The sequence below is a fragment of the Alteromonas sp. ABV4_515 genome (assembly GCF_056160345.1).
This window is the reverse complement of record NZ_JBSWWZ010000001.1, coordinates 484,937-508,410: the sequence shown is the minus strand read 5'-3', so window position 1 is coordinate 508,410 and position 23,474 is coordinate 484,937. Positions and strand designations below refer to the sequence as shown.

General features: G+C 49.3%; 19 protein-coding genes. 12 read left to right on the top strand and 7 right to left on the bottom strand.

Annotation, left to right across the window (positions count from 1 at the left end; all coding sequences use genetic code 11):
• Positions 1-107: 107 nt before the first annotated feature.
• The 3 genes from ACXAGX_RS02190 (at position 108) to ACXAGX_RS02180 (ending at position 5,775) form a co-directional block, all read left to right on the top strand.
• A complete protein-coding gene (locus ACXAGX_RS02190) occupies positions 108-2,660 on the top strand; it encodes a right-handed parallel beta-helix repeat-containing protein (protein ID WP_474836278.1) in 2,553 nt (850 codons plus the stop codon).
• A 334-nt stretch (positions 2,661-2,994) separates the two neighbouring features.
• On the top strand, positions 2,995-3,564 hold the full coding sequence (ssb, locus tag ACXAGX_RS02185) for a single-stranded DNA-binding protein (RefSeq protein WP_474818931.1): 570 nt from the start codon (positions 2,995-2,997) through the stop codon (positions 3,562-3,564).
• A 231-nt stretch (positions 3,565-3,795) separates the two neighbouring features.
• Entirely contained in the window at positions 3,796-5,775 is a 1,980-nt protein-coding gene (locus ACXAGX_RS02180) for a BCCT family transporter (protein WP_474836276.1), read from the top strand.
• Here the strand turns inward: ACXAGX_RS02180 and ACXAGX_RS02175 are convergent.
• From ACXAGX_RS02175 to ACXAGX_RS02155, 5 genes are read right to left on the bottom strand one after another with little or no spacing between them, the layout of a single operon-like run.
• A complete protein-coding gene (locus ACXAGX_RS02175; protein ID WP_474836274.1) occupies positions 5,765-6,409 on the bottom strand; it encodes a TetR/AcrR family transcriptional regulator in 645 nt (214 codons plus the stop codon). The genes ACXAGX_RS02180 and ACXAGX_RS02175 overlap by 11 nt on opposite strands.
• An 8-nt stretch (positions 6,410-6,417) precedes the next feature.
• Positions 6,418-6,741: a DUF190 domain-containing protein gene (locus ACXAGX_RS02170; RefSeq protein ID WP_474836272.1), complete on the bottom strand. Its 324-nt coding sequence runs from the start codon at positions 6,739-6,741 to the stop codon at positions 6,418-6,420.
• A 44-nt stretch (positions 6,742-6,785) separates the two neighbouring features.
• On the bottom strand, positions 6,786-7,811 hold the full coding sequence (locus ACXAGX_RS02165; RefSeq protein ID WP_474836270.1) for an HlyD family secretion protein: 1,026 nt from the start codon (positions 7,809-7,811) through the stop codon (positions 6,786-6,788).
• A gap of 5 nt (positions 7,812-7,816) precedes the next feature.
• Complete coding sequence (locus tag ACXAGX_RS02160) at positions 7,817-9,349, bottom strand: MFS transporter (protein WP_474836268.1); 1,533 nt, start codon at positions 9,347-9,349, stop codon at positions 7,817-7,819.
• Complete coding sequence (locus ACXAGX_RS02155; RefSeq protein ID WP_474818936.1) at positions 9,342-10,808, bottom strand: efflux transporter outer membrane subunit; 1,467 nt, start codon at positions 10,806-10,808, stop codon at positions 9,342-9,344. The genes ACXAGX_RS02160 and ACXAGX_RS02155 overlap by 8 nt, the downstream gene beginning before the upstream one ends.
• 334 nt (positions 10,809-11,142) lie before the next feature.
• On the opposite strand from ACXAGX_RS02155, the gene ACXAGX_RS02150 reads away from it, so the two are divergent.
• Both ACXAGX_RS02150 and ACXAGX_RS02145 read left to right on the top strand, forming a co-directional pair.
• The gene (locus ACXAGX_RS02150) at positions 11,143-12,483 is read left to right on the top strand and encodes a hypothetical protein (protein WP_474836266.1); all 1,341 of its coding nucleotides are present in this window, start codon (positions 11,143-11,145) and stop codon (positions 12,481-12,483) included.
• Between the two features lie 165 nt (positions 12,484-12,648).
• On the top strand, positions 12,649-15,516 hold the full coding sequence (locus ACXAGX_RS02145; RefSeq protein WP_474836265.1) for a M16 family metallopeptidase: 2,868 nt from the start codon (positions 12,649-12,651) through the stop codon (positions 15,514-15,516).
• A gap of 72 nt (positions 15,517-15,588) precedes the next feature.
• On the opposite strand, the gene ACXAGX_RS02140 is transcribed toward ACXAGX_RS02145, so the two are convergent.
• Positions 15,589-15,963, bottom strand: coding sequence for a Dabb family protein (locus ACXAGX_RS02140; RefSeq protein ID WP_083272844.1), 375 nt, complete (start codon positions 15,961-15,963; stop codon positions 15,589-15,591).
• Between the two features lie 106 nt (positions 15,964-16,069).
• Positions 16,070-16,597 carry a DapH/DapD/GlmU-related protein gene (locus ACXAGX_RS02135; protein ID WP_474836263.1) on the bottom strand — a complete coding sequence of 176 codons (528 nt, stop codon included), beginning with the start codon at positions 16,595-16,597 and terminating at the stop codon, positions 16,070-16,072.
• Between the two features lie 433 nt (positions 16,598-17,030).
• Between ACXAGX_RS02135 and ACXAGX_RS02130 the strand changes: the two genes are divergently transcribed.
• The 7 genes from ACXAGX_RS02130 to ACXAGX_RS02100 are packed head-to-tail and all read left to right on the top strand — an operon-like array spanning position 17,031 to position 23,472.
• Positions 17,031-17,987, top strand: a complete 957-nt coding sequence (locus ACXAGX_RS02130) for an MSHA biogenesis protein MshI (RefSeq protein ID WP_474836261.1) — start codon at positions 17,031-17,033, stop codon at positions 17,985-17,987.
• Positions 17,977-18,585, top strand: a complete 609-nt coding sequence (locus ACXAGX_RS02125) for a hypothetical protein (protein WP_474836260.1) — start codon at positions 17,977-17,979, stop codon at positions 18,583-18,585. The genes ACXAGX_RS02130 and ACXAGX_RS02125 overlap by 11 nt, the downstream gene beginning before the upstream one ends.
• Positions 18,582-19,226, top strand: coding sequence for a hypothetical protein (locus ACXAGX_RS02120; protein ID WP_474836258.1), 645 nt, complete (start codon positions 18,582-18,584; stop codon positions 19,224-19,226). The genes ACXAGX_RS02125 and ACXAGX_RS02120 overlap by 4 nt, the downstream gene beginning before the upstream one ends.
• The gene (locus tag ACXAGX_RS02115; RefSeq protein WP_474836256.1) at positions 19,219-19,581 is read left to right on the top strand and encodes a hypothetical protein; all 363 of its coding nucleotides are present in this window, start codon (positions 19,219-19,221) and stop codon (positions 19,579-19,581) included. Before ACXAGX_RS02120 ends, ACXAGX_RS02115 begins: the two co-directional genes overlap by 8 nt.
• A 10-nt stretch (positions 19,582-19,591) precedes the next feature.
• Positions 19,592-21,265: a pilus (MSHA type) biogenesis protein MshL gene (gene mshL / locus ACXAGX_RS02110; protein ID WP_474836254.1), complete on the top strand. Its 1,674-nt coding sequence runs from the start codon at positions 19,592-19,594 to the stop codon at positions 21,263-21,265.
• A 3-nt stretch (positions 21,266-21,268) separates the two neighbouring features.
• Positions 21,269-22,183: an ExeA family protein gene (locus ACXAGX_RS02105; protein ID WP_474836252.1), complete on the top strand. Its 915-nt coding sequence runs from the start codon at positions 21,269-21,271 to the stop codon at positions 22,181-22,183.
• Positions 22,180-23,472 carry a tetratricopeptide repeat protein gene (locus ACXAGX_RS02100; protein WP_474836250.1) on the top strand — a complete coding sequence of 431 codons (1,293 nt, stop codon included), beginning with the start codon at positions 22,180-22,182 and terminating at the stop codon, positions 23,470-23,472. Before ACXAGX_RS02105 ends, ACXAGX_RS02100 begins: the two co-directional genes overlap by 4 nt.
• Positions 23,473-23,474 lie beyond the last annotated feature (2 nt).

Sequence of the window (23,474 nt, the reverse complement as noted above, 5' to 3'; positions counted from 1 at the left end):
GGTTATTTGATTTACATACTGTAATGTTCTCTAGTGATCTCCTTCCTAAGCCCATTCGGTAGCGACTAGTAATACCTTTTTCCACCTTGCTACTTTACGAGGTCGCTATGTCACGATTACGCCGCTTATTCATTCCTGCAATGCTTTGCACACCTGTTGTCTGTTCGTCTGTTGTCAGTGCAGAGGCGATAAGTACAGAGCAGCCATCAATGAACCTGAGCGCGTTAATCGAATCGGTAAACATCACCATGGCAGGCGCTGACGAGACAACATCGAACAACCTTCAGTACCGCAAGGTTGGAGACAGCGAATGGCTTGATGCCAATGCTTTATATTACGACCCTGTAGGCGAGCAGCTTTCCGGCGCCATTGTTCGACTCACGCCTGCTACCGCTTATGAAGTAAAATTGAGCGTGCAGGATGACGACGGCGAACACAGCATAGTTGAAACGGTGACTACCCGTGCCAACAAACCGCCCATAGATCCAGATAAAATCTATAACCTGAAAGACATTTACGACGGTGGCGTGCTGAATGTTGAAGCGCTCGGCATCGAAGGTAGCGAAGATGGCTGGGCAATGATTAAAGGGGACAAAGCCACCCCTATTATAGCCGGTGACGATGCGAAACAGGCAATTTGGCTGGGAGCCCAGAGCTACATTTACTTTGAGGATATTGTCATTGAGCAGGGCGGCGATTTGGGCTTTTTCGCTGAAGAAGCGCACCATATCTGGGTAAATGGATGTGATATTTCGAATTGGGGCCGGGAAGCCGCTGGCTACGATCGTGGTCGTGCTTATGATGACGAAGGTCGTCGTATTAATCACGATTCCGCGTTTTATTTACGCCGAACCGGGGTGGTTACCATCGAGAACTGCTACGTGCACGATCCGGTACTCAGCGCCAACCACTGGGGCTATGGCCACCCTAAGGGGTCAAATGCTTTTATTGCATTTGCCAATCACCCGAACGAAGCATTTCAAGGCCAGATCATTTTGCGCAACAACACCTTCATGGGTAGCGACAGCGTAAGGTTTAACGATGTGGTGGAAAGCAGGTATAACTTGTCTGACGTGGGCGGCTTTATTCGCGACTCCGCCATTTACAATAACCGCTTTGCCTACGCTAACGATGACATCATCGAGCTCGACGGTAGTCAGCACAATGTTCTGGTGTACAACAACGAATTCTCCCATGCCTACGGGGGTATTAGTGTTGCACCGAACCGTCAGGGACCAAGCTATGTGTTCAATAATACCATTCGCAAGATGGGCGATGAACGGGGTGAAATGTGGGCATCGCTCAAAGCGGGTGGCTTAAGTTCCAATCCCGAAGGACAGGTGAATTTTTTCAATAACTATGTGATTTCCGAACGTAACGGTATCACAGCCTCGAATGTGGAAGGCGATAATAGCTTTTGGGTGAATGCAATTAACAACGTGCTACTCAGCAACAACCCCAGCGAAAACAGTGGCTTTGGCGTGTGGGACCCACAGCGCGACTACCGCAGCCGCTTTATCAATAATTATTCGTTTAATTTAGAAGATGGCGAGGTTAGGGATAATGCCGATATCTCAGAGCCTTTTTATGATGATTCACTTGTTAATCAGGATGTCGCCGTCGAGCTAAAATCACAGCCCGCACCAAAAACGTTGCCCATACCTGAAACAGACCGCATCCCTAATTTTTCGGTTGGTGGTGAACAACTTGTGGTGGGTATTACCGATGAAAACGTGGGCGCCTTTCATTATCGAAGAGCACCTGTTGCCGGTGCCATAGATTTCAATACTGCTTCGCTGCAAAGCTATGGTTCGCAGAACCAGAAGAACGCGTTTACCCCGTGGCACAATGAATTAAGCCTAGAGGGCAACACCTGGCTTTCTTTGGAAGGCGAATATCAGATAACTGAAAACACAGTTCTGGACGCAACCGTTTATGGCGAGGGCAATCCTGAGTTGGCCGGTATAGGCTTCGATAACGATGAACGTATCGCTGATGACGAACTGATTGCTTTCTTTGGCACACAGTCTTTTGGCATACCGGTATCGGGCTATGAAAGTGGCGCACGTCAGCAGCGCTTTTCTTTGCCGTTAGGGCAATTGCTAAAACACGGTGAGTACTCGAATATGGTTTTCGCCCTCGACGATGACGCACCTTCAGCACCAAAATTACCGCTGCTGTCGTTAACCAATGTGCGACTTTATGACGCGCTAAACTTTAGTCAGAACACAGTGTCAGCCTACGACGCGAAGCAAGACAGCGCAGAGACCAGCAATGCCGAAGTGAGTAACGATGGACTTTCACTTACCTTATCTGGCAATGCGTGGAAACGTGTGGAAGGCGATTTCGATGTTGAAGCCGATTCTGTATTGGTGGCTCAGGTTCGACTGTCAGGTACCGTGGAGATAGCGGGATTGGGCTTTGACACTAATAATTCCCAGAATGAAAAGGCCGTGTTGTCGTTTGGTGGCACTCAGGACTACGGGCTGGATGCGGAAAACGTGACAGCCACTGACGGCTGGCAGCGAATTGAGATCCCGGTGGGCGAACTGATGACTCCTGGTGCTTACCGTTACATGACTTTCATTGCCGACAACGATGCTGCGCCAGAAGCCGGGCAAGTGGAATTTCGTCACGTGAGCCTGTTTACGCCAGATTAAGCTCCTGAGCGTGAGTAACGTGCTGCAGCGTGATACCACGAACAAGTGAAAACTCGTCAAAGGTGCAGTTTCCTCACGCTTCTTCCATGCTACTCTTGCGGCTATCAGAAGGGGGCTGAAATCAGGAAAACTGAGCGCTGAGAATGGCTTAATCGCGTTGGTGAAAATTATCCCTCAGTTGCTGAAAAAAATCAGGTATACTGACCCACTATCGCAATTTATGGCGCGAAATTTTTTGGTAATCGGTCGAGCGACTTGAACCGCTCAGAGTCCGTAAAATAACGCTTTAAATGCACCAAGTTACAGAATAAGACAGAGTTTACAGGAGACATCGATGGCAACGAGAGGCGTCAACAAAGTCATTTTGGTAGGAAACCTCGGGAACGATCCTGAAGTACGTTACATGCCAAATGGAAACGCCGTGGCAAACCTGAGTCTGGCGACCAGTGAAAGCTGGAAGGATCAGCAAGGTCAGATGCAGGAGCGTACAGAGTGGCATCGGTTAACCATGTACCGTCGACTGGCAGAAATTGCTGGTGAGTACCTGAAGAAAGGCTCACAAATTTACGTGGAAGGTAAACTGCAAACCCGTAAATGGCAGGATCAACAAGGCCAGGATCGCTACACCACAGAAATCATTGTCGACCAAATGCAAATGCTGGGCGGCCGCGAAGGTGGTGGTCAGGGCGGACAAGGTGGCTACCAGCAACGTCCACAAGGTAACCAGGGCGGCCAACAAGGCGGCGGTTACGGCAACAATAATCAGGGCGGTGGATATCAACAACGTCCACAAGGCAACCAAGGTGGCGGCTTCGGCGGTAACCAGGGTGGAAACCAGCAAGGCGGCAATAAGCCCCCTATGGCTGAGCCTGACTTCGATTTTGATGATGACATTCCGTTCTGATCTAAGTCCTAAAATTCAATGTTGAAAAACATACTCTTAAGCCGCTGAAAAGCGGCTTTTGTTTAGGTACGAAATTGCGTGCAATCGAGTCGCATGTACTGCACAGGTGTAACCTATACAGTGCACCTTTTTTACTTCTATCTACAGCTTGTAGAAACCATTAATCAGTGAAAGGCCGTATCAAACATCAAACAAAAAAGTTAAGCGCCACATTCACCAAAGGGAATCCACATGCCAACCAGTTCTTCACCCGGGAAACTAAACCCGCCTGTTTTCTATTCCGCCACGGCACTTATTGCCGCCATTGTTTTATTAACTGCTGCTTTTCCTAAAAGTGCAGATAGTATCTTTGGCGCACTGCAATCAGGCATTGTGGAGAACGGCAGTTGGTTCTATGTTTTAACCGTCGCAATAATTCTTGTTTCCGTTATCTTTATGGGGTTATCGAAGTTCGGGGACATTAAATTGGGCCCTGATCACTCGACGCCAGATTATGGGTATGTAACCTGGTTCGCTATGTTGTTTTCAGCGGGTATGGGCATTGGGCTCATGTTTTTCGGTGTGGCAGAACCTGTGATGCACTTTATCAACCCTCCTGTGGGCGACGGTGAAACTGTTGAAGCCGCAAAACAGGCAATGAAGCTAACATTTTTCCATTGGGGGCTACATGCCTGGGCTATCTACGCGGTTGTCGCGTTAATTCTAGCCTTCTTTAGTTACCGGCACGGGCTGCCACTGACTTTGCGCTCAGCACTCTATCCGTTAATCGGTGAGAAAATCTATGGCCCAATCGGTCATGCTGTCGATGTATTTGCCGTTATTGGAACCGTGTTCGGTGTGGCAACGTCTCTGGGCTACGGTGTTCTGCAAGTCAATTCAGGATTAAATTACTTATTCGATATTCCCCTAGGCACAGTAACGCAAATCGTATTAATAATCGGTGTAACACTGCTCGCCATCATTTCAGTGACTACCGGCCTTGATAAAGGCATTCGACGTTTATCCGAACTCAATATGGGGTTAGCGGTAATTTTACTCCTGACTATTCTCATATTGGGGACTACTGTTTACTTGCTGCAGGCTTTTGTTCAAAACACGGGCGCTTATGCCTCGGATATAGTGCGAAACACGTTTAACCTGTTTGCCTATGAAAAGACTGATTGGCTGGGAGGCTGGACTATCTTGTACTGGGGCTGGTGGATGTCCTGGGCACCATTTGTAGGGCTGTTCATTGCCAGAGTTTCACGTGGCCGAACCATCCGTGAATTTACCTTCGGTGTTTTATTTATTCCGAGCGGTTTTACCCTGTTATGGATGACTGTTTTCGGTAATTCCTCAATTGATTTAATCATGAACCAGGGCGTATCTGCGCTCGCAGAGGCGGTCTCGAAAGATGAAGCTATTTCTCTCTTTGCGTTCTTAGAAAACTTCTCCTTCTCTGGTGTGCTGTCTTTTATCGGCACATGTATGGTTATTGTCTTTTTTGTCACCTCTTCAGATTCAGGCTCGATGGTTGTCGATATGCTTTGTTCGAATGGGAACGACAACACACCACTTTGGCAGCGTATTTTCTGGGCCAGTTCCGAAGGCATCGTTGCCGCTGTGCTTCTGCTTGCTGGTGGGCTAGGAGCACTGCAAACCATGACAATAGCCAGTGCGCTGCCTTTCGCTATTGTGTTGCTTGTTGCTACCTATGGTTTACTGAAAGCTCTGAGGGTAGATATCGCCAAGCGCGACAGTCTGCAGACAAATAACTGGCGACTCGCGGTGCTAGGAAGTGATGACGACTCTGGCTGGGAAAAACAACTTGCCAGTATTCACGACTACCCGGACAAAAAGAACGTCAATAATTACATTGCCACGGTGGTGAAAGATGCCATGGTGAGAGTGAAGCGACAACTCTCAAAACACAATGTCGAAGCTGAAATAGAGGAAGTCAAACCTGGTCGTTTGATGTTTACTGTTGCACTGGAAGACGCTTACGATTTTCACTACGAAGTCAGGCGTTTTTCATATGAAAAACCTAATTACAGTGTCGATGATGATGAAGGCGATGACGAGACAGCAGACGACGTTTACTTCAGAGCAGAGGTGCACCTAAGAGAAGGCGGGCAAGATTACGACATCATGGGGTGGCCGCAAGATGCCGTCATTCATGACATTGTAGAACAATATCAAAAACACATGCACTTTTTGCATTCTATTCGATAGGGGTTTTAGCATCGGAATACGATGCAATATTCCTCATCACCATTTGTACTGCATAAACGGCATGGTCATCGAGCTCTTTAGCCGATGGCCTGTAGTTGATGAGCAACAAGCAGCGGGTGTGCATTTCACCTCGCAGCAACGACATGAACATCGCGCCAAAACGGTCGGCTTGTTCGCTTGTCAGTGAGTTGCAGTGTGAATGGATGAAATCGGTGAACAGTGCATGGGTGGTTCTAGGCCCGATGTCGAGGAAGTTGCTTGCCAATTCAGGAAAGCGGGATGCTTCGGAAACCATTACCCGGTAAAAAGCCAGCGTATCGGGGTCAACTAAAACATCCAGATAAGCCCGGCCCATACTGTATAAGCCTTTCTCCAGCGATTTGGTTTCTGGCAGAATTTCAGTAAAGACTTCTCTGAAGACTTTGCATTCTTGTTCAATTACCGCAGCAAATAAACTTTCTTTGGTGCCGTAGCAATTGTAGAGGGTGGCTTTAGATACACCCGATTCCTTCTGCACCATGTCGGTAGTGGTGTTGCTGAAGCCATATGTCAGAAACAGCTTTCTGGCGGCGGCAAGCACGGCCTCTACTTTTTCCGGTCGCGGATTCCGTCCCGCACGGGTGCTCTGCTGCATAATGCTTCCTACTGATTTTCTTCGTCGGTGTAGCCGTAATCTACCGGGTGCTGCGTGTAAAACAGTCGTGCGCCGGTCGCTTTTATCGCGGCCATCAGTTCGTCTCGTTCAGATTCGGATACTACCATAGTTATTTGTACGGGTTGATCATACGAGTCGTACATATTGGTGGCGTGGAACTCACCATGGTGGCCGAAACTGGAAATCGAATCATTCACCGTGGCTCCGGATAAATTCATTCTCTTCGCACAGGCCATTAGCCATTCGGCAACGGTGCTGTCTTCCAAAGTACGCCCTTGGGTAGTACAAAACGTGATGACGATACCTTTCATCTTCTTTCTCCAAATATGGCCGCGCTGAAACCGCAGCAATCCATTTAAATAACCTGTACGTCTACGATGGCTGACATGCCCACCCGCAAGAACGACTGTTGTTCTGGCGTGGCATCAAACTGAATGCGCACCGGCAATCGCTGTACAATTTTGGTGAAGTTGCCCGTGGCGTTTATCGGATCGACCGGCGAATAGCTGGCGCCTGAGGCCGGCGCAAAGGTCTCGATGGTGCCATGGAAAACTTCACCCGGTAGTGAGTCAAAGGTAATCGAAACCGGATCGCCCACTTTCATGTGCGCAACCTGTGTTTCCCGGAAATGGGCTTCAATAAAGAGATCATCTTTAGGCACCAACATCAGTGCACGCTCGCCAGCATGAACATAACCGCCCACACGCACATTTCGCTGTGAAACCACGCCGTCTAATGGCGCAGTGACGCGAGTATACGAGAGGTTGAGCTTGGCGTTTTCAAAACGGGCATTGGCAAGTTGTGTCGCCGCATCGGCCTCAGCCAGTTGCGCGTTAATAATAGCAATGGTGTCTTGCTCGGTGGTTAGCGATAGGCGGGCAGCATCCAGCGCGGCTTGCGCCTCGATTTGGGCGGTCTGTGCATTTTCCTGATCCTGACGGGTACCGGAACCATCTTCTGCCATATTGGTGTATCGGGTTTTGTCGGCACTCGCCACATTCAGGCGCGCCGTAGCGGCATCAACACGGCTTTTGGCAATGGCGATTTTGTTTTTCTGATTCACCAGTTCTGCTTCAAGTCGAGTATGGGTAGCCTGGGTGCGAGCCAATTCTGCTTCGGCAGCCGTTACCGCAACTTTCTGCTCGGCATTGTCGAGCTCGAACAGCACATCGCCTTGTTTCACTGCGTGATAGTCCATGGCCGATACGGTTTCTATCTGGCCGGAAATGCGGGGAGAAACCGCAGTGAAATGCGCGCGAAGATAGGCATCGTTCGTTCGCTGATCAGAAGCATCGGCTTCATCGGTGCTTAAAATTACCCAGGCCAGACCGACAACAACAATGGCTGACGCGGCAAAAACGAGGTTTTTGGTTAGTTTCATAGTGATTAAGACTCTTTAGATTTATTAACGGCGGTGTTCTGCATAACTGGCGCGGGTATGTATTGCAGGCACATAACCAGTGGTACCAGGATCAGAAATAAACCGGCGAAAAATACAAATATGTCGGAAGCGGCGATAACGGTCGCTTCCCGTGTAAACAGATTGGCTACGGCAGAGGTGACATCGGTGCCTGGCATCGCTCGCCAGCCCGACGCTTCATCTAACATATAAAGTTGATTGGTACGGGTACTGTCAGACATGAACTGGCCAATCAATGCCGAGCCCGCAAGGGTACCTAGCGAGCGTAAGGTATTTATAATGCCTGACAAGAAGGGCCCTTCAGACGGCACTACCACGCTGGTACTCATAAACAGCAAGCACACGATAGCCATAGGCATGCCCAGCGCATACAGGCACTCGATAAGGACAAACTCCTGCATTTTCCATTCATGCGTAATGAATGATGCCAGTCCGCTTGCGGTGGCCATCAGCAACAAACCAATAATGAAAATGACTCTTGCATCTACCCATTTCTGGTACAACAGAATGGCAATCACCGATCCTAAAATGAGTTGTGGAAGGCCCACAATCAGTCCCAGCGACGCAGTTTGCTCTACTTTCAGGTGATGAAGCTGCTGCAGAATAGATGCAGGAAAGCCCACGGCGGTGGTCATGGCGATAAGCATGAAAAAGAAAATGATAAAGCCAATACCGATGTTTCTTTTTGCCAGTAGTTGGAAGCGCACGAAGGGAGCGGGATGAAACCATTCAGAAATACCGAACAGCAGCAGCAAGCCCGAGCCAGCAAAGAAGGCAGCTTGAATTACTGGAGAGTTAAACCAATCGAGACGGCTGCCCTGTCCAATGCCGATGGCAAGACAAATCAACCCGCTCACGCCAATCACCAGTCCCATCCAGTTCGCCTGTTTAAGACGAGGCAGTGCGGGTGGCATTTTGGGGATGCCGTAATACACCAGTCCTGCTGAAAGTAGCCCAAGCGGCACCACCTCCCAGAATATCCAGCGCCAGTCGTGAAGATTCGAAATAATGGCGCCAGTTAGCCAAAGCGCCACATTTGGCGAAAAGGTGGCAGTAAGGGCGTAAAGTGCCAGCCCGTGAAGTCTGATTGGCGGCGGTAAAAAGCGCAGCGCAGACATCATCAGCAAGGGGATCAGTGCGCCAGAGAAAACGCCTTGCAACAGACGCGCCGCGTACATCGCACATGGATGATGAATGAAAGGCAGAAATATGCCAATCACTATCACACCGGCTAGCATGGCAATATGAAAACGCCGCAGTGAGAAGGTGATCGCAAACCAGCTGGCAAATGGCATGGCTGCCAATTCACCCGCGGAATATAGCGTGTCCATCCAACTGGCGATATCGTGGCTCATGTGCATCGCACCTTGCACATCAAGCAAGGCTAAGCCGACTACCCGGCTGTTCAATCCAGAAAGCATGGCGGCCAGCAAAATACCCAGTAGCCCCATGGCCAGCCTGAAGTCAAAGACGGGTCCTTGTGGTACCGCTTTACTCATTAATTGTGTCCTGCATAGCCAGATGCTCGCTCTGCTCACCAGACGGGGCTTCCAACCAACTGCGAGTGACCGCGCGTTGCAGCGCTACCACGTTCAGCTTGAATTGGGTGTCGTCCATTAAATAACGTTGTTTTGCATTCAGGCGAGCGAGATTCGCTTCCACCACTTGCAAACGACTGGCTGCGCCCTGCGACAACTGATTCAAGGCGGAATTCACCACCTGGTCCCAACTATCAAGGGCTTCGGACTGGGTTTCCCGGCGCAGTTTCGACTGCTTGTAAGCAGATAGCGCGTTGTCTACTTCATGCCAGGCACGCAACACCGTGTCCCGGTAGGAAATGGCAGCCTGTTGCTGACGTACTTCGGTGAGTTCCAGATTCTTCTGTAGTGCGCCGCCATCGAAAATAGGCAGGTGAAAAGCGGGGCCAATCATGAAATTACGAGAATTCCACGTAGCGGCCTCCGGTAAGGTAAAGGCCTGAAACCCAAAGCTGCCATCCAGGCTCACGCGGGGATAGAAGTTCGCTTCAGCGGCATCGATGGTGGATATTGCTGCACGCAGGCGGGCTTCCGCGGCCAGTATGTCTGGCCGGTGGTGCACGGCTTCAGAGGGAATGCCAATGTTAACTTGTTCAGGTACATTAATGGGGTCACTGTTGAGTTCGATGTGCAGTTCGCCCGGCACTTTGCCCGTGAGGTAGGCAAGACGATTGCGTAGTGTTCGCTCTTGCTGCACCAGTGTGGGCAGAATGCTTTTACTCGAAAGTAAGGCTGCCCGTACGCTGTCTACCTCGGTTTGCGCGGCTGCGCCGTTGCGACGGCGACTTTCTGTATAAGTTAGCTCTTCAGCGAGCAAATTAACCCGCTCAGTGGCCACATCTTGCATAAACAAGGTGTTCTGCAGCTCCAGATAAGCATTCACAATTTCAGCCGATAACGAAATGCGCACCACATCGGTGGCGTACATCTGGGCGTTAATTGTTTCGCTGGCTGCTTCCTGAAGTTTTTCCTCGTACCCCCATAAATCTAATTCCCAACTGGCAGCCAAGCCAGTATTCCACAGGGAAAACCCGGAACTGGGCGCGCCCAATAAGGCTAGAGGCGAGTTCGCGCTAATAGCCTGGCGGTCGTAGCCACCGTGTAAATCCAGTTTCAGCGCATCGTTCGACTCAAGCAGGCCGAGATTTATCTGTGATGCTTTCACCCGGCTCATAGCGAGTTGCAAGTTATTGTTATAACGCAGTGCATCGTTAATCAGCGCATTAAGCTGCGCATCATTGAACATTGTCCACCATTGCTGTTTGGCACTGGCGCTGGAAAGTCCGTTGTATTGCGTTAGATCCATTTCTACGTCTGACGGAGTTGCGTCTGCCTGGCTCACTATTTCAGAGCGATGGGCACAGCCGGTTAAGGAAAGAAGCAATGTCAGGGTGAGAAGAGATGTGGAGAAGGCTTTCATACACTCCCTTAGGTATAAAATTAAAATAACGCCCAAACTGTACTGAACGGTTTAGTTTTATTCAAGAGTGAATTATTTGTCTTGCGCTAAATGGGGGATTAATTCCGTTTTGCTGCAATTAAATTGGTACAGTCAATAATAGCTTCAGCACCTTACTTCTCATCGCATAGTTTGCGAACAGTGAGGGCTGCCAGGTAGCAGACACATTTTGTAAACAATCTAATCGTTACCGTGCTTTGAACATCGCCGCATTTTGTTTAATTTAGTCTTTCCTCTCTGGCCTGATTCAGATGTTTCAGCGCCTCGGAACAGCTGCTATTACAAGGATTGATATTTGAAAACGCTAACTGCTTTTCTATTGCTGTGTGTGAGTTTCTTAAGCTGGTCACAGTCTGCACCTATGGTGGACGTATACCTTGATAAGAGCGTTACAGGAACTTGGAAGCTCACTTACGTTCTACCTGAACCCACTCATCGCCTGGCTTTTGTCAGAAATCCTGATAATTCCAGAACCACACGCTGGACTCCTGAATCCACTGAGTTTGAAATTGCTTTTCAAGACGGTAATGAGTATTTGCAGCGCGGCGACGGTAAAATGTTTAAAGAAGTCTCAGTGACGTTGACATCAGACTACAAACATCTATCAAAAGACTATGCGCCATTTTCACCTTATTCTGATGGTGGCACACTGGTATATTCTGGACGTTTATTCAGTTGTCCTCAGGACTGCAAAGGTGATGAGCGCTGGCGCTTTACACTGACTGCCCAGAAGAACGACAAGATTGTGGTAAATGGTCGTCTTTATACCGGTAAGGCTAGCTGGATTGATGAAAACGACGGAACCAATGTGTATGTCGGGCCGCAAGAACCAGTGGAAACAGGCAATGTGATTGCTATTGTCGACAAAGGCTTGCCGGAAACCATGAAAGCCGCTTTGAATTCGGAAATTCCCCGATTGATGGACTATTTTGAGCAGCGGTTAGGCAGAATTGAGGGGGTGAAACCTACATTGTTCGCCTCTTACGCCATGGTTGACGGCCATTCGTCTCAAGGCGGCACATTGCCACATCAGATATTCATGCACTGGAATGTAAACAACCTCATTGAGCGAGAAAACGACAGCGACTTTATTAATGATACCCTGTGGTTCTTCGCTCACGAAGTTGCACACTTTTATCAGAGCCCTGGTAGCGAGAGACTCCCTATAGAGCCTGAATCATCTTGGATCCACGAGGGGCACGCAGACTGGTTGGCAGCCAGAGCGCTAACTGAATTGTATCCCCGCAGTGAAGATTATGTTCAGCAACGGATAGCGCGGGCAGTAACTGACTGTGAGAACGGACTTTCCACGATGTCTCTGGATAAAGCGGCTACTTCTGGGCGTTTCGGGATCTATTATTCCTGCGGCCTTCTCATTCATCGCGGCATAGATCACGCACTTCTGTATGCGGAGAAAGGCGACACTTTCGCATTATGGCGGGCTTTCAGGGAAATGCCGGTGAACGAGAACCAGAGTGGCAGGTCGCGTTTCATTTCGTTAATTGCAAATGAATTACCGACTGAGTTTGTACAAACCGTGAGACAAGTTTCAGAACAGGCGCTGTCAAACCCCAAGGAAATATTAAAGCGTCTGGATACTGAAGATATAACACCTCGCGCAGACGATATTGAATAAGTCAGCTCGAACACTCCGCGTTAACCGTCAGCCTGCTGTCAGCTAAATATGTAATGGTTTGTGTCAGAATCGGCTCGTCGCACGTGAAAGCGTCTGAACGGCTGGTAAATTGGTTTACTTTCTGGCCGGTGCTATATTGGCAAAAAACAACAAGATCACATCATTATGAATCCAAAATCGCTGTTTAAAATCTCCTGTGTTGCAGCCGCAGTAGGGCTGCTCGCATCCTGTTCTCAAACACCCACGGCAACAACTAAAGCAACAACCGCAACCGTGGCAGAAGATATGGGCTTTTCTGTTAATTATGAGAAATTCACCTTAGATAACGGATTGGAAGTGGTGCTTCACCAAGACCATTCCGACCCGATTACCGCCGTTGCGCTCACCTTCCACGTTGGCTCTGCCCGTGAGCTGGAAGGCCGAACCGGCTTTGCCCATTTGTTCGAACATTTATTGTTTCTGGAATCTGAAAACTTAGGTAAAGGCGGTTTGGATAAGATGAGCTCTCGCATTGGTGGCTCTGGCGCTAACGGGTCTACCAGCCGTGACCGCACCAACTATTTCCAAACTGTGCCTAATGATGCGCTGGAAAAGATGATTTGGGCAGAAGCCGATAAGCTGGGCTACTTCATTAACACGGTGACCGATGCGGTACTGGCCAAAGAAAAGCAGGTGGTAAAAAACGAGAAGCGTCAGGGCGTAGATAACCAGCCTTATGGTCATGCCCGCTATGTGATTGGCAAAAACCTGTACCCGGAAAGTCACCCTTACAATTGGCAGGTTATTGGCTCGCTGGAAGACCTGCAGAATGCCACCTTGCAGGATGTAAAAGACTTCTACAACAAATGGTATGTGCCAAACAACGCAACGCTGGTAATTGCCGGCGATTTCGACCCGCAGCAAGCAAAAGCCTGGGTACACAAATATTTCGATGAAATTCCCCGTGGCGACGATATTAAACCACTGAAAGAACGTCCGTCTGATCTCGAAGAAACCAAAAAGCGCTTCTACGAAGATAACTTCGCCAGATTACCAGAGCTTAGAATGGTATGGCCTGGCGTAGCGAATTTTGAAGATGACGCTTATGCGCTGCAAATTCTCGGTGAACTGCTGGCTGGCAGTAAAGAATCGCCACTGCAAAAAGTGCTGGTGGATGAGAAAGAGCTGACAAGCGATGTTTACTTCTATAACAGTACTTCTGAAATTGCCGGCGAAGTGAATCTAATCACCCGCGCGTATCCTGGCACCGACCTCGATGATGTGCAGGCTGCCGTGAATGAAGCCTTTGCCCGATTTGAGAAAGACGGTTTCAGTGATGATGAGCTGAAACGCGTAAAAGCCGGACTGGAAACCGAATTCTACAACGGGTTGTCAGATGTATTGGGCAAGGCCTTCCAGCTGGCGCAGTACAATATTTTCGCCGGCGACCCGGGTTATATTAATGAAGATCTGCAAAAGTCGCTGGCAGTAACCCGCGAAGACATCATGCGGGTATATAACACCTACATTAAAGGCCAGCCGTTTGTTGCAACGAGTTTTGTGCCGAAAGGCGAACAGGAACTGGCATTAGCGGGCTCTACTCCGGCGCAGGTTGAAGAAGAAGTCATTGTGGCGAATGGTCGCGGCGAAGACTTTGAATTACCCGCAGAAACTGAATATGCCCGCACGCCATCGAGTTTCGACCGCAGTGTTGAACCTGCTTATGGTAAAGCGCCGGTTCCGGCCATTCCTGATGTGTGGCAAACCCAATTACAAAACGGTATGGCGGTATCGGGAATTAATAATACCGAACTACCGCTGGTGGAATTCGCCCTTACCATTAAAGGCGGTCACCTGCTCGAAACGGCGGAGAAATCAGGAACTGCGAATCTGCTGGCCGAATTGCTTACCCGCGGTACGGCAACGAAAACACCGGAACAACTGCAAAAAGCCATCGACATGCTGGGTGCCAGTATTCATGCTGGTGCAAGCAGTGACAGCTTCACTATTTCCGGTACAACGTTATCTCACAACTACGCAGAAACCATGGCACTGGTTACCGAATTGTTGTTGGAGCCCCGTTGGGATGTGCGTGAATTTGAACTGGCAAAACAAAGCACACTGAGCACGCTTGCGCAGCAAAAAGCCGAGCCAAACGCCATTGCCAGCATTGAGTTTATGAAGCTGCTTTACGGTGAAGACAGCATTTTGTCGATTCCCGCAACAGGCACCGAGGCGTCAGTTAACAATGTGACCATGGCAGATCTCAAAACATACTATGAGAACTACCTTACGCCGTCGGTTGCTGACTTCCTCATTGTGGGTGATGTGAAACAGCAGCAAGTCACTGAGTCGCTGACAGAACTGACTGCGAAATGGAAAGCGAAACAAGTAGCCCTGCCAGACTTTGGCACACCGGCTAAACCTGATGCCTCAAAAGTGTATTTCTATGATGTGCCAGGTGCTAAGCAATCTGTGCTGCGTTTTGGTTATCTGGCTCTGGCAGAAACCGATGCAGACTTCTACCCGGCAACAGTAATGAATTACAAACTCGGCGGTGGTGGTTTCGCGTCGCGTCTTACTCAGGCACTGCGTGAAGGCAAGGGTTACACCTATGGCATTCGTTCTGGCTTCCAGGGTTCAGATAGGGTGGGCCCGTTCCAGGTTTCCAGTGGCGTGCGCACTAACGTTACTTACGAGTCTGCTGCGTTGGTAAAGGAAATTCTTGAAGACTATCCAGCGTCGTTCACAGAAGAAGACTTGGCTAACACCAAGAGCTTTATGGAAAAAAGCACCGCGCGCCAATTTGAAACTTATGGCGCTAAACTGAATCTGTTAGAGAAGGTGACTGACTATGGCTGGGAACCAGGATACGTAAATCAGCGCCTGGAAACAGTGAAAGGCATGACAGTTGAAGAGATCAAACGTCTGGCTAACACCTATGCCGACCCTGAGCACATGATTTGGCTAGTCGTAGGCGATGCAGAAACGCAATTACCACGGCTGAATGATTTAGGCTTCGGTGAACCTGTGTTGCTGAATCCGGCAGAATAAGTCGCAAAAATAAGAAGCTCGCCAACTGGCGAGCTTTTTTAATACTGTAGAACTGAGCGCGACTATTAACGCTTAGAACGCATAATCGACAACAAACACATCATCCAGAATATCCAGTTCGCCGAGTAAATCGGTAAAGCGCTTATGGTCAGGGTGGGGCAGGTAAGCCTCTCGGGCCGCAACATCGGTGAAAGTCAGTTGGTATACGTGGGTAAATCCCTTGTTCAGACCTTCAGGGCTGTTATTCACCCCCATCTCAAAAGACAAGATCCCAGGGATTTTCTCTGGCAGTTGGCTGAAAGCCTGATTGATTCTTTCTATCTCTGACGGATCAGCGCCATCTTTATATTTAAATACCACAATATGACGAACCTGAGATTCATCGGCAGAAACAGTCGTAGTAAACGCGGTCATGAGCAGGCACCAGCAAAGTAGTAAGTTTTTCATTGATTCTCCGGAAAACTTATCCGCATATCGCGATGTTAATAACAACCAGATAATATCGGATTTTTGCCGCTTTATGTGACAAAAATTGCCGTCAAATTGAGTCTTGTTATTTTGCGCGGGAGGTAATTTCGGCCGGTTTTCCCGCCACCATCGACATCGCCGGTACATCTTTATTCACCACCGAGCCGGCTCCGACAATAGCGCCATCGCCAATTTTTACGCCCGGCAAGATCACCGCATTGGCACCTATCCATACCTGCTTTCCAATTTCCACCGACGCTGAAACGTCGGCAACCACACCATCTGCTTCCAAAGGAAAAGCGCTCACCACCACATTGGGGCCGAAAAAAGTGCTTTCGCCCACCGTGATCTCATCGCCAGCGAGTAGCGTGAGGTTGTGGTTTGCAAATATGAACTTGCCGAAGGTTACTTTGCCTTCTCCGGCCAGATGGAACCTGCTCTCCAGCCAACATGGCCCATTGCTATTCAGCAAGGTTTTCAATGCATTACGCTTCTGCTTGGGGGGTGCATCTACATCATTTATCACGTCGATAAAGGGCTGATGCAAGGTGGTTGCCGGAAAGCTATCGCGAATGTGCTTAATATTTCCGCACCTGAATACTATTGGGGTCAAAGTTCTTTCTCTTAGAAAAATGAATGGCTAATATGCAATGCGTTTTATCTAATACTAAGCGAATTAAAGAGAAATACTACATCACCTGAATTGGCGGGATCTCGCCAAGGATCTGTCAGACGATCTGGCGCTATCTTTGCACAGGTTGCAGATTAAGAAGTATGTATTTGCTAACAGGACATTTTTTTGACGCTAAAGTTAGCGCCGCAGTGGCCGTTAACTTACCAGAAATACGAGTAAAAAGTGAATGTCAGCAAACTCACTCTGGCCGCGTTTATCAGAAAAGGAATTTCGCCACTGGTTTCTGGCTCCCGCCGGATACCGGTGTAAGAGGATGTTGGTTGTCAGAAAGGTTCGTCTACACTTAACAGACAAGCTAAGTGATGCAGACACCTTTTTCTGAACCGGGTTTTAACAAAAGCGAACTTATTCTATGTACATCGGTTGGACTAAATATCTGAAGCTGCGCTTTCAGCCAAAACGCTCAGACGTCACCATAGGGGTTGCTCTGTCACCAGACACGGCGACCTTTACGGCGTTGCGCCGAAAAGCCGATGAGTTTTACGTAATATCTGAAGTTTCGGTTCTCTATTCCCAATGGAAAGCTCAGTTATCTCAGTGGGTGACGAAGCGTAAGCTAACTGGGGCAACCTGCCACGTCGCGCTTTCTCAAAACTGGTATCAACTTTTGCAAATCGATCGGCCTAATGTGCAAGAGGACGAAGTCGCAGACTCACTGGTGTGGCCGGTGAAAGAATTGATTAACTTTGAAAGCCCTATCGTTCTCGATTATTTCGATTTACCTGTACCGCTAGCGGGCAGTAAAAAAGTGAATGTTGTTGCCATGCCCGAGAACACCGTAGAGGACATTGTGGCTGGGTGCATAGAAGCGGGAGTGAGATTAGACAGCATTTCTATTGAAGAACTGGCGCATTGCTCGCTGGTGCCTGTGACCGACGAAGCGGTGGTCACACTAACGCAGGAAGCCGGTGAAGAAATCATTCTCAACATTGTTAAAGATGGCCATTTATATATTAGTCGTCGACTAAAAGGGTTCGAGAACCTGGCGGCGTTTTCTGCCGAAGAATTGAGAATGGGTGTGCTCGACGGGCTGTGTATTCAGATTCAGCGCTCCATGGACTTCTTTGAAAGCCAGTTACGACAACCGCCAGTGAGAAAAGTGGTGTTACACATTAACGCCGCGCAGCCAGAAATCATCGTCGAACAAATTTCACAGGTGGTCTCGGCATCTGTCATGGTGATGGATCTAAATGCTGTGGTAAATGACCCATCAGACTCGCTGACAAATTTAAGCAGTCTGGGAATGGCACTACTGCCTTTCAGAGCAAAGCAAGTGGAAGCCAAGCAGGAAACCGCCGATGAAAAGTAATATAAACCTTTATCATCCGCGCTTTGCTCCCAAGGTGGATTACCTGGCACTGCCCAGCATCGCCTTTGTCTTTGTGGTTTGCGCATCTGTCATGCTGCTTATCGGTTTATCGGCACACTTTATGGCCTCCCGGGCTCAAAACGCCTACGCCGCCGTTGAGACACAAAATCGCATGTTACAAAGCCAGGTAGACATGTTGCAGGCAGAGGTGAGCAACTGGAAACCTGATGAAGCCCTTACCACGGAAGTGGAAGATATCACCCGGAATCTGGAAAAGCAGGAAAGGGTGTTAGAGGAACTGCGACGCCGTTCGCCGCTTCGGTACAAAGGGTTTAGTGTGCTGTTCAACGACCTCGCAAACGAATCATCATCAGATTTATGGCTGGAATCCATTATGGTGTCTGAAGCCCGGATGGACTTTACCGGTGAAGTCTCTTCCCCTGCCGCGTTTCCTCAGTGGTTACAGCGCTTAAGCAATACCACTAGCTTCAATGGTAAGCATTTTGAAGAAGCAAAAGTTTTTCTTAAAGACGATGGCCTTAAATTTGAGTTAAGAACACTAAGAGCGGCAGAGAATACAAGCGGGGTAGCACCATGAGCGCTCCCAGTCTAAACGAAAAATTCGCCGCACTGTCACAGCGCGAAAAAGTGCTGACATTAATATCGGGCCTGGCACTGATTTTTATGGCCGGCTTCACATTTTTTATTGAGCCCGCGATAGACGATTATTCCAAGTACCGCACCGATTTAGCTTCAGAAGAAGTAAAGCGTCAATCGTTGAATGCCCAGCTTGAACTGTATTCAGAAGCATTGTCGTCTGATCCCAATGCCGAACTCAATGCTGAGCTCGCTCAGCTTAAAGTTCAGAAGAAGCAAATAGAAACTGTATTTGCGAACGAGTTAAACGAACTCGTCACGCCCGGACAAATGGTGTTTCTGGTTGAACAGGTATTCAATCACGCCACCAGTTTAACGCTTATTGAGATGTCTTCGCTGAATCCGGTATCGGTTTTTGCCGGCAATGAAGAAATGGCCGACGTGCCACTTTATCAACATGGCGTGTCGCTCACGTTCAGCGGTCGATATTTCGATGTGAAACAATTTATTGAGGCGCTGGAAGACCAGACTCAACAGCTATTCTGGCGTGGAATTGATTATAAAGTCACACGTTACCCGCTAGCTGAAGTTAATGTTGAGGTATACACCTTGAGTACAGAGAAGGCATTTATCGGTGTTTAACAGTAAAACCATGCGCATTCTTGTCAGCCTACTCGCTATAGCAACCAGCGCTGTGGCGGCATCTGGCGATCCAACACGACCAGGCCGTAGCTACAAGGGCACGTATGCACAAAGAACGGCCTCTGCAAATTACAAGGTGTCTGCCATTTTTGTGAACGGCGAGCGACCTCAGGCAATTGTAAACAATCGACTGGTAAGTGAAGGCGACCGCTTCTCAGATGCGGTGGTGAAGAAAATAACCAAAGAGTCAGTGGTGTTAAACCAGCAGAAAGACGGCAACTGGCAATCAATCACGCTTACAGTCGGTAAAGCGTCATCGAATAAGTTTAGTATCCGCAGCGCGGATAAGTTTTAGGGATCAGGCAATGCGTAAAGCCACAATCACCTTATTAGCCACCATGGTACTCAGTGCTTGTCAGTCGGCACCTAAAGAGTCGGCGGTCGAACGCTCACTGAAGCAGGAACTGCAAGCTCAACTGGATGCTGAGAAAGCCCGTGAGGAAAAAGCCAGTAAGCTAGACAAGCTACCGGATGCCGTTAATTCGGCACTGCTGGACAAACCGGTGGGTGCGTCGATGCCCACGGCACTACAAGGCCCTGAAAAGTACGATATCAATGCGCAAGGTGTAGATGTGCGTCAGTTCCTTTCTGGCCTGGTGTCAGAAACCCCTTACAGCGTTGCTGTGCATCCTGACGTTACGGGCTCAGTGAGCCTCGACCTAAAACAAGTCTCTCTGGATGAGACGATGGCGCTGCTTTCCGATCTCTATGGCTTCGATATTCAGCGCTCCGGCAATGTGTTCAGAATTTTGCCAGCCGGTATGCGAACAGAAACGTTTGCGGTGAATTACTTACTGATGAAGCGCGATGGTGCCACGCAAACCAGCATTATCTCGGGTGGCGTGTCGCAAAGTGCAAATGGCGGAAATAGCCAGAGTAACAACAACGGCAATTTCAGTAACTTTGCTGGCAGTAATGCCAATGGTGGCGGCAGTCAGTACAACAACATGAATGCCAATAACAATGGCACCATGATCAGTACCCGCACAGAAACCAATTTCTGGGATGATCTGCAAACCAGTCTTGAATCCATGCTGGGCCAGGATAACGGACGCGCGGTATTTGTGACGCCTCAGGCTGGCTTGGTAACAGTACGGGCATTACCGTCTGAGATCCGTGCAATTAAGCGCTTCCTGCAAGTGTCCGAAACCCACTTGCAACGTCAGGTGGTACTGGAAGCACGCATTCTGGAAGTGGTATTGAGCGATGGTTATCAGCAGGGAATAAACTGGAACGAGATTGTCGCTAACGTGGGCAGCACCGATTTAACCTTCTCTTCCAGCGCCGCCGCATTGGGTAACAGCATTTCTGCCAGCTTGGGTGGGGTAACGAGTTTATCGTTCCTGAATCAGGACTTTTCCGGTGTGCTGAACCTGCTTTCTACCCAAGGTAATGTGCAGGTGCTCTCAAGCCCTCGTGTCACTGCCACCAACAACCAGAAAGCGGTGATAAAGGTGGGTGATGATGAATATTTCGTTACCGATGTTTCCAGTCAGAATACCATCACCGCAGCATCTACTTCCGTGGTACCGAATATCGAGCTAACCCCATTTTTCTCTGGTATTGCGCTGGATGTTACCCCGCAGATCGACGACAAAGGAAGCGTGCTGCTGCATGTGCATCCGTCAGTGATTGAAACCGAAGAGCAGACCAAAGTGGTCACGCTTAATGAGGAAGAAATCGTGTTGCCACTGGCACAAAGCACCATCAGAGAATCGGATACCGTGATCCGTGCGTCATCCGGTGAAATCGTGGTCATTGGCGGTTTGATGCAAACAACACGTTCTGACAACGAAAGCAGAACGCCGCTGCTAGGTGATATTCCGGTACTGGGTAACCTGTTTAAAAACAGACGTGAGCAGGAAACCAAGAAAGAATTGATTATTCTGTTGAAGCCTACGGTGGTTGAACCGGGCACCTGGAGCAAGCAAATCGAGATGAGCCGCTCGCAAATGGCAGACTGGTTATACGTGGAATAGAACATGTATCTAAGCCACTTTGGCCTGCAAGAGCAGCCTTTCACCCTGACTCCAAATACCCAATTTTACTTTGGGTTGCCTAGCCACAACGAGGCGATGGAGGTGTTGCGAACCGCACTTGATGCGGGGGAAGGGTTTATCAAGGTGACTGGCGAAGTGGGCTCGGGCAAAACGCTTCTGTGCCGCAAACTTCTTAACGAATTACCAGAAAATTTCCCCACGGCTTACATTCCCAACCCTATGTTGGCGCCACAGGAATTCCGTCGCGCTGTGGCGGCCGAGATTGGCGTGGTTTTGCAAGAAGGTGGTGATCAGCAGCAGTTTACCCGGCAAATCGAAGACAAGTTAATTGAGAAAGCGTCGGAAGGTCTGTCGGTGGTACTCATTGTTGATGAAGCCCAGGCAATGCCAGATGAAACCATTGAAGCATTGCGCCTGATGACTAATTTAGAAACCGAATCAAAGAAACTCCTTCAAGTGGTGCTGTTCGGGCAGCCTGAGTTAGATCAGAAACTGGCTTCGCCCCGCCTTCGCCAGCTTCGACAACGCATTACCTTCAGCTATCAGCTAAGAAAGATGGACGCCGATCAGGTAGAACAATACGTACATCACCGGCTGCAAATTGCTGGCTATAAAGGCGCGCCCGTATTCGGACACAAACAATGCAAAGCAATGGTTGCAGCCTGCCACGGCACCGCGCGACTTATTAATGTGGTGTCACATAAGGCGCTGATGCTGGCTTACGGAGAAGGTAAGCATGAAGTGTCATTGGAGCACGTAAAGTACGCCGTTAACGACACGGAAGCCACCCGTGGTGCTGTGATGAATCGATACATGGGATGGGCGGTTGCTGCTTCCACCGTTGTCTTTCTCACAGTCTCAATGTTTGTGATGTGGCAGACAGGAGGCGGTTGGTGAGTGTAATCAACAAAATGCTGCGGGATCTAGAAGGGCAAAATGGCCAGAATCCCAACGGCAAAAATTACCAGCCTTCATCGTCAACGGGGTCGTCGTTACCGGTTTGGCGCATTGTTGTGTTGAGCATTTTGCTCATTGCGGCTTTAGTGTGGAGCTGGATGACATTTACTGACAATCCAGCACCGGTGAGCGCAGGCACGTTTGTATCAAACCCGGTGCTGGCGTCGGTGGCCAATGAGGCTGCAGCGCCACAGCAAGCTATGAGTAACAATACAAGTGCTGCAAGTGTCGAAAGCACAGCACAAGCAGCGACTCAACCCGCATTGAATATGAATAGTGGCATTGCTTTTAATGGTAATAGTGATTCGCCGGTACGAAAGCTGACGCCTACAAGCGAAAATAACGAGCCGGTGCTGATCCCACAAGCGGGAAGCGAAGGTTTGGTGGCAGTGGAAAATACATCGCAATCGCAGCCACTAATTCAAACAGAACAAACAGAACAAACAGAACAAACAGAACAGACAGGTGTAGCAGCAACCCCCGATGTGCCTGCCAGTAGCGCGAGCGCCTCACAGACCAGCCAGTTTAATGATGCTCAGGATGCGCCGCTTATCGTGTTTGCCAGCAAAGATGAGAATCAACAGCGCCCGCCGGCAAATCCTACCCCTCAACCGGATGCGATTGCAGAAAAGCCAGCTACCATGAAAGTGGCCAGAGCGACGCCCAGAGAGGTGGAAGCCACGCTACGCGACGAAATTGACCGGTCGATGAAAAGCGGCGACACCCGGGAAGCGATTCGTTTACTTAATAAGCTCACGCAGCGAGAGCCCGATAACATTAGCGTACGCAAAAAACTCGCCTCTGTGTATTTCGCCGAAGGTCAGATAGAGCAGGCACAACAGCTGCTGGAACAAACCTTAGTCAAGGTGCCGGCGAACACCAGCGTCAGGCTGATGCTGGGGCGTTTGTACGTGCAGCAAAACATCCATTCTCTGGCCTGGGAAGCGATACGAGAGCCTGCACTGACCAACGATACCGACTTTTTAGGCTTTCGTGCCGGGTTTGCCCAGCAACAGCAACGCTTTGAAACCGCCCTGGCAGACTACAATACCCTGGTGGCCTTGCAGCCAGGTGATGCCCGCTGGTGGCTGGGACTTGGCGTAGCGGCAGATAAAACGAATCGAAGCCACATGGCTGTGCAGGCTTATCAAAAGGCGCTCCGGTTACAGGAACTGGATGATGATGTTGAAACCTTTATTCGCCAGCGAATAAGCGAACTCTCGGAGTAACC

What these genes read in the sequence shown, in the direction of transcription:
- mshL (WP_474836254.1), top strand. Translation starts at nt 19,592, where the DNA reads ATGCGTAAAGCCACAATCACCTTATTAGCCACCATGGTACTCAGTGCT.
- ACXAGX_RS02140 (WP_083272844.1), bottom strand. Translation starts at nt 15,963, where the DNA reads ATGAAAAACTTACTACTTTGCTGGTGCCTGCTCATGACCGCGTTTACT.
- ACXAGX_RS02190 (WP_474836278.1), top strand. Translation starts at nt 108, where the DNA reads ATGTCACGATTACGCCGCTTATTCATTCCTGCAATGCTTTGCACACCT.
- ACXAGX_RS02165 (WP_474836270.1), bottom strand. Translation starts at nt 7,811, where the DNA reads ATGAAACTAACCAAAAACCTCGTTTTTGCCGCGTCAGCCATTGTTGTT.
- ACXAGX_RS02155 (WP_474818936.1), bottom strand. Translation starts at nt 10,808, where the DNA reads ATGAAAGCCTTCTCCACATCTCTTCTCACCCTGACATTGCTTCTTTCC.
- ACXAGX_RS02170 (WP_474836272.1), bottom strand. Translation starts at nt 6,741, where the DNA reads ATGAAAGGTATCGTCATCACGTTTTGTACTACCCAAGGGCGTACTTTG.
- ACXAGX_RS02180 (WP_474836276.1), top strand. Translation starts at nt 3,796, where the DNA reads ATGCCAACCAGTTCTTCACCCGGGAAACTAAACCCGCCTGTTTTCTAT.
- ACXAGX_RS02120 (WP_474836258.1), top strand. Translation starts at nt 18,582, where the DNA reads ATGAGCGCTCCCAGTCTAAACGAAAAATTCGCCGCACTGTCACAGCGC.
- ssb (WP_474818931.1), top strand. Translation starts at nt 2,995, where the DNA reads ATGGCAACGAGAGGCGTCAACAAAGTCATTTTGGTAGGAAACCTCGGG.
- ACXAGX_RS02125 (WP_474836260.1), top strand. Translation starts at nt 17,977, where the DNA reads ATGAAAAGTAATATAAACCTTTATCATCCGCGCTTTGCTCCCAAGGTG.
- ACXAGX_RS02105 (WP_474836252.1), top strand. Translation starts at nt 21,269, where the DNA reads ATGTATCTAAGCCACTTTGGCCTGCAAGAGCAGCCTTTCACCCTGACT.
- ACXAGX_RS02160 (WP_474836268.1), bottom strand. Translation starts at nt 9,349, where the DNA reads ATGAGTAAAGCGGTACCACAAGGACCCGTCTTTGACTTCAGGCTGGCC.
- ACXAGX_RS02145 (WP_474836265.1), top strand. Translation starts at nt 12,649, where the DNA reads ATGAATCCAAAATCGCTGTTTAAAATCTCCTGTGTTGCAGCCGCAGTA.
- ACXAGX_RS02130 (WP_474836261.1), top strand. Translation starts at nt 17,031, where the DNA reads ATGTACATCGGTTGGACTAAATATCTGAAGCTGCGCTTTCAGCCAAAA.
- ACXAGX_RS02175 (WP_474836274.1), bottom strand. Translation starts at nt 6,409, where the DNA reads ATGCAGCAGAGCACCCGTGCGGGACGGAATCCGCGACCGGAAAAAGTA.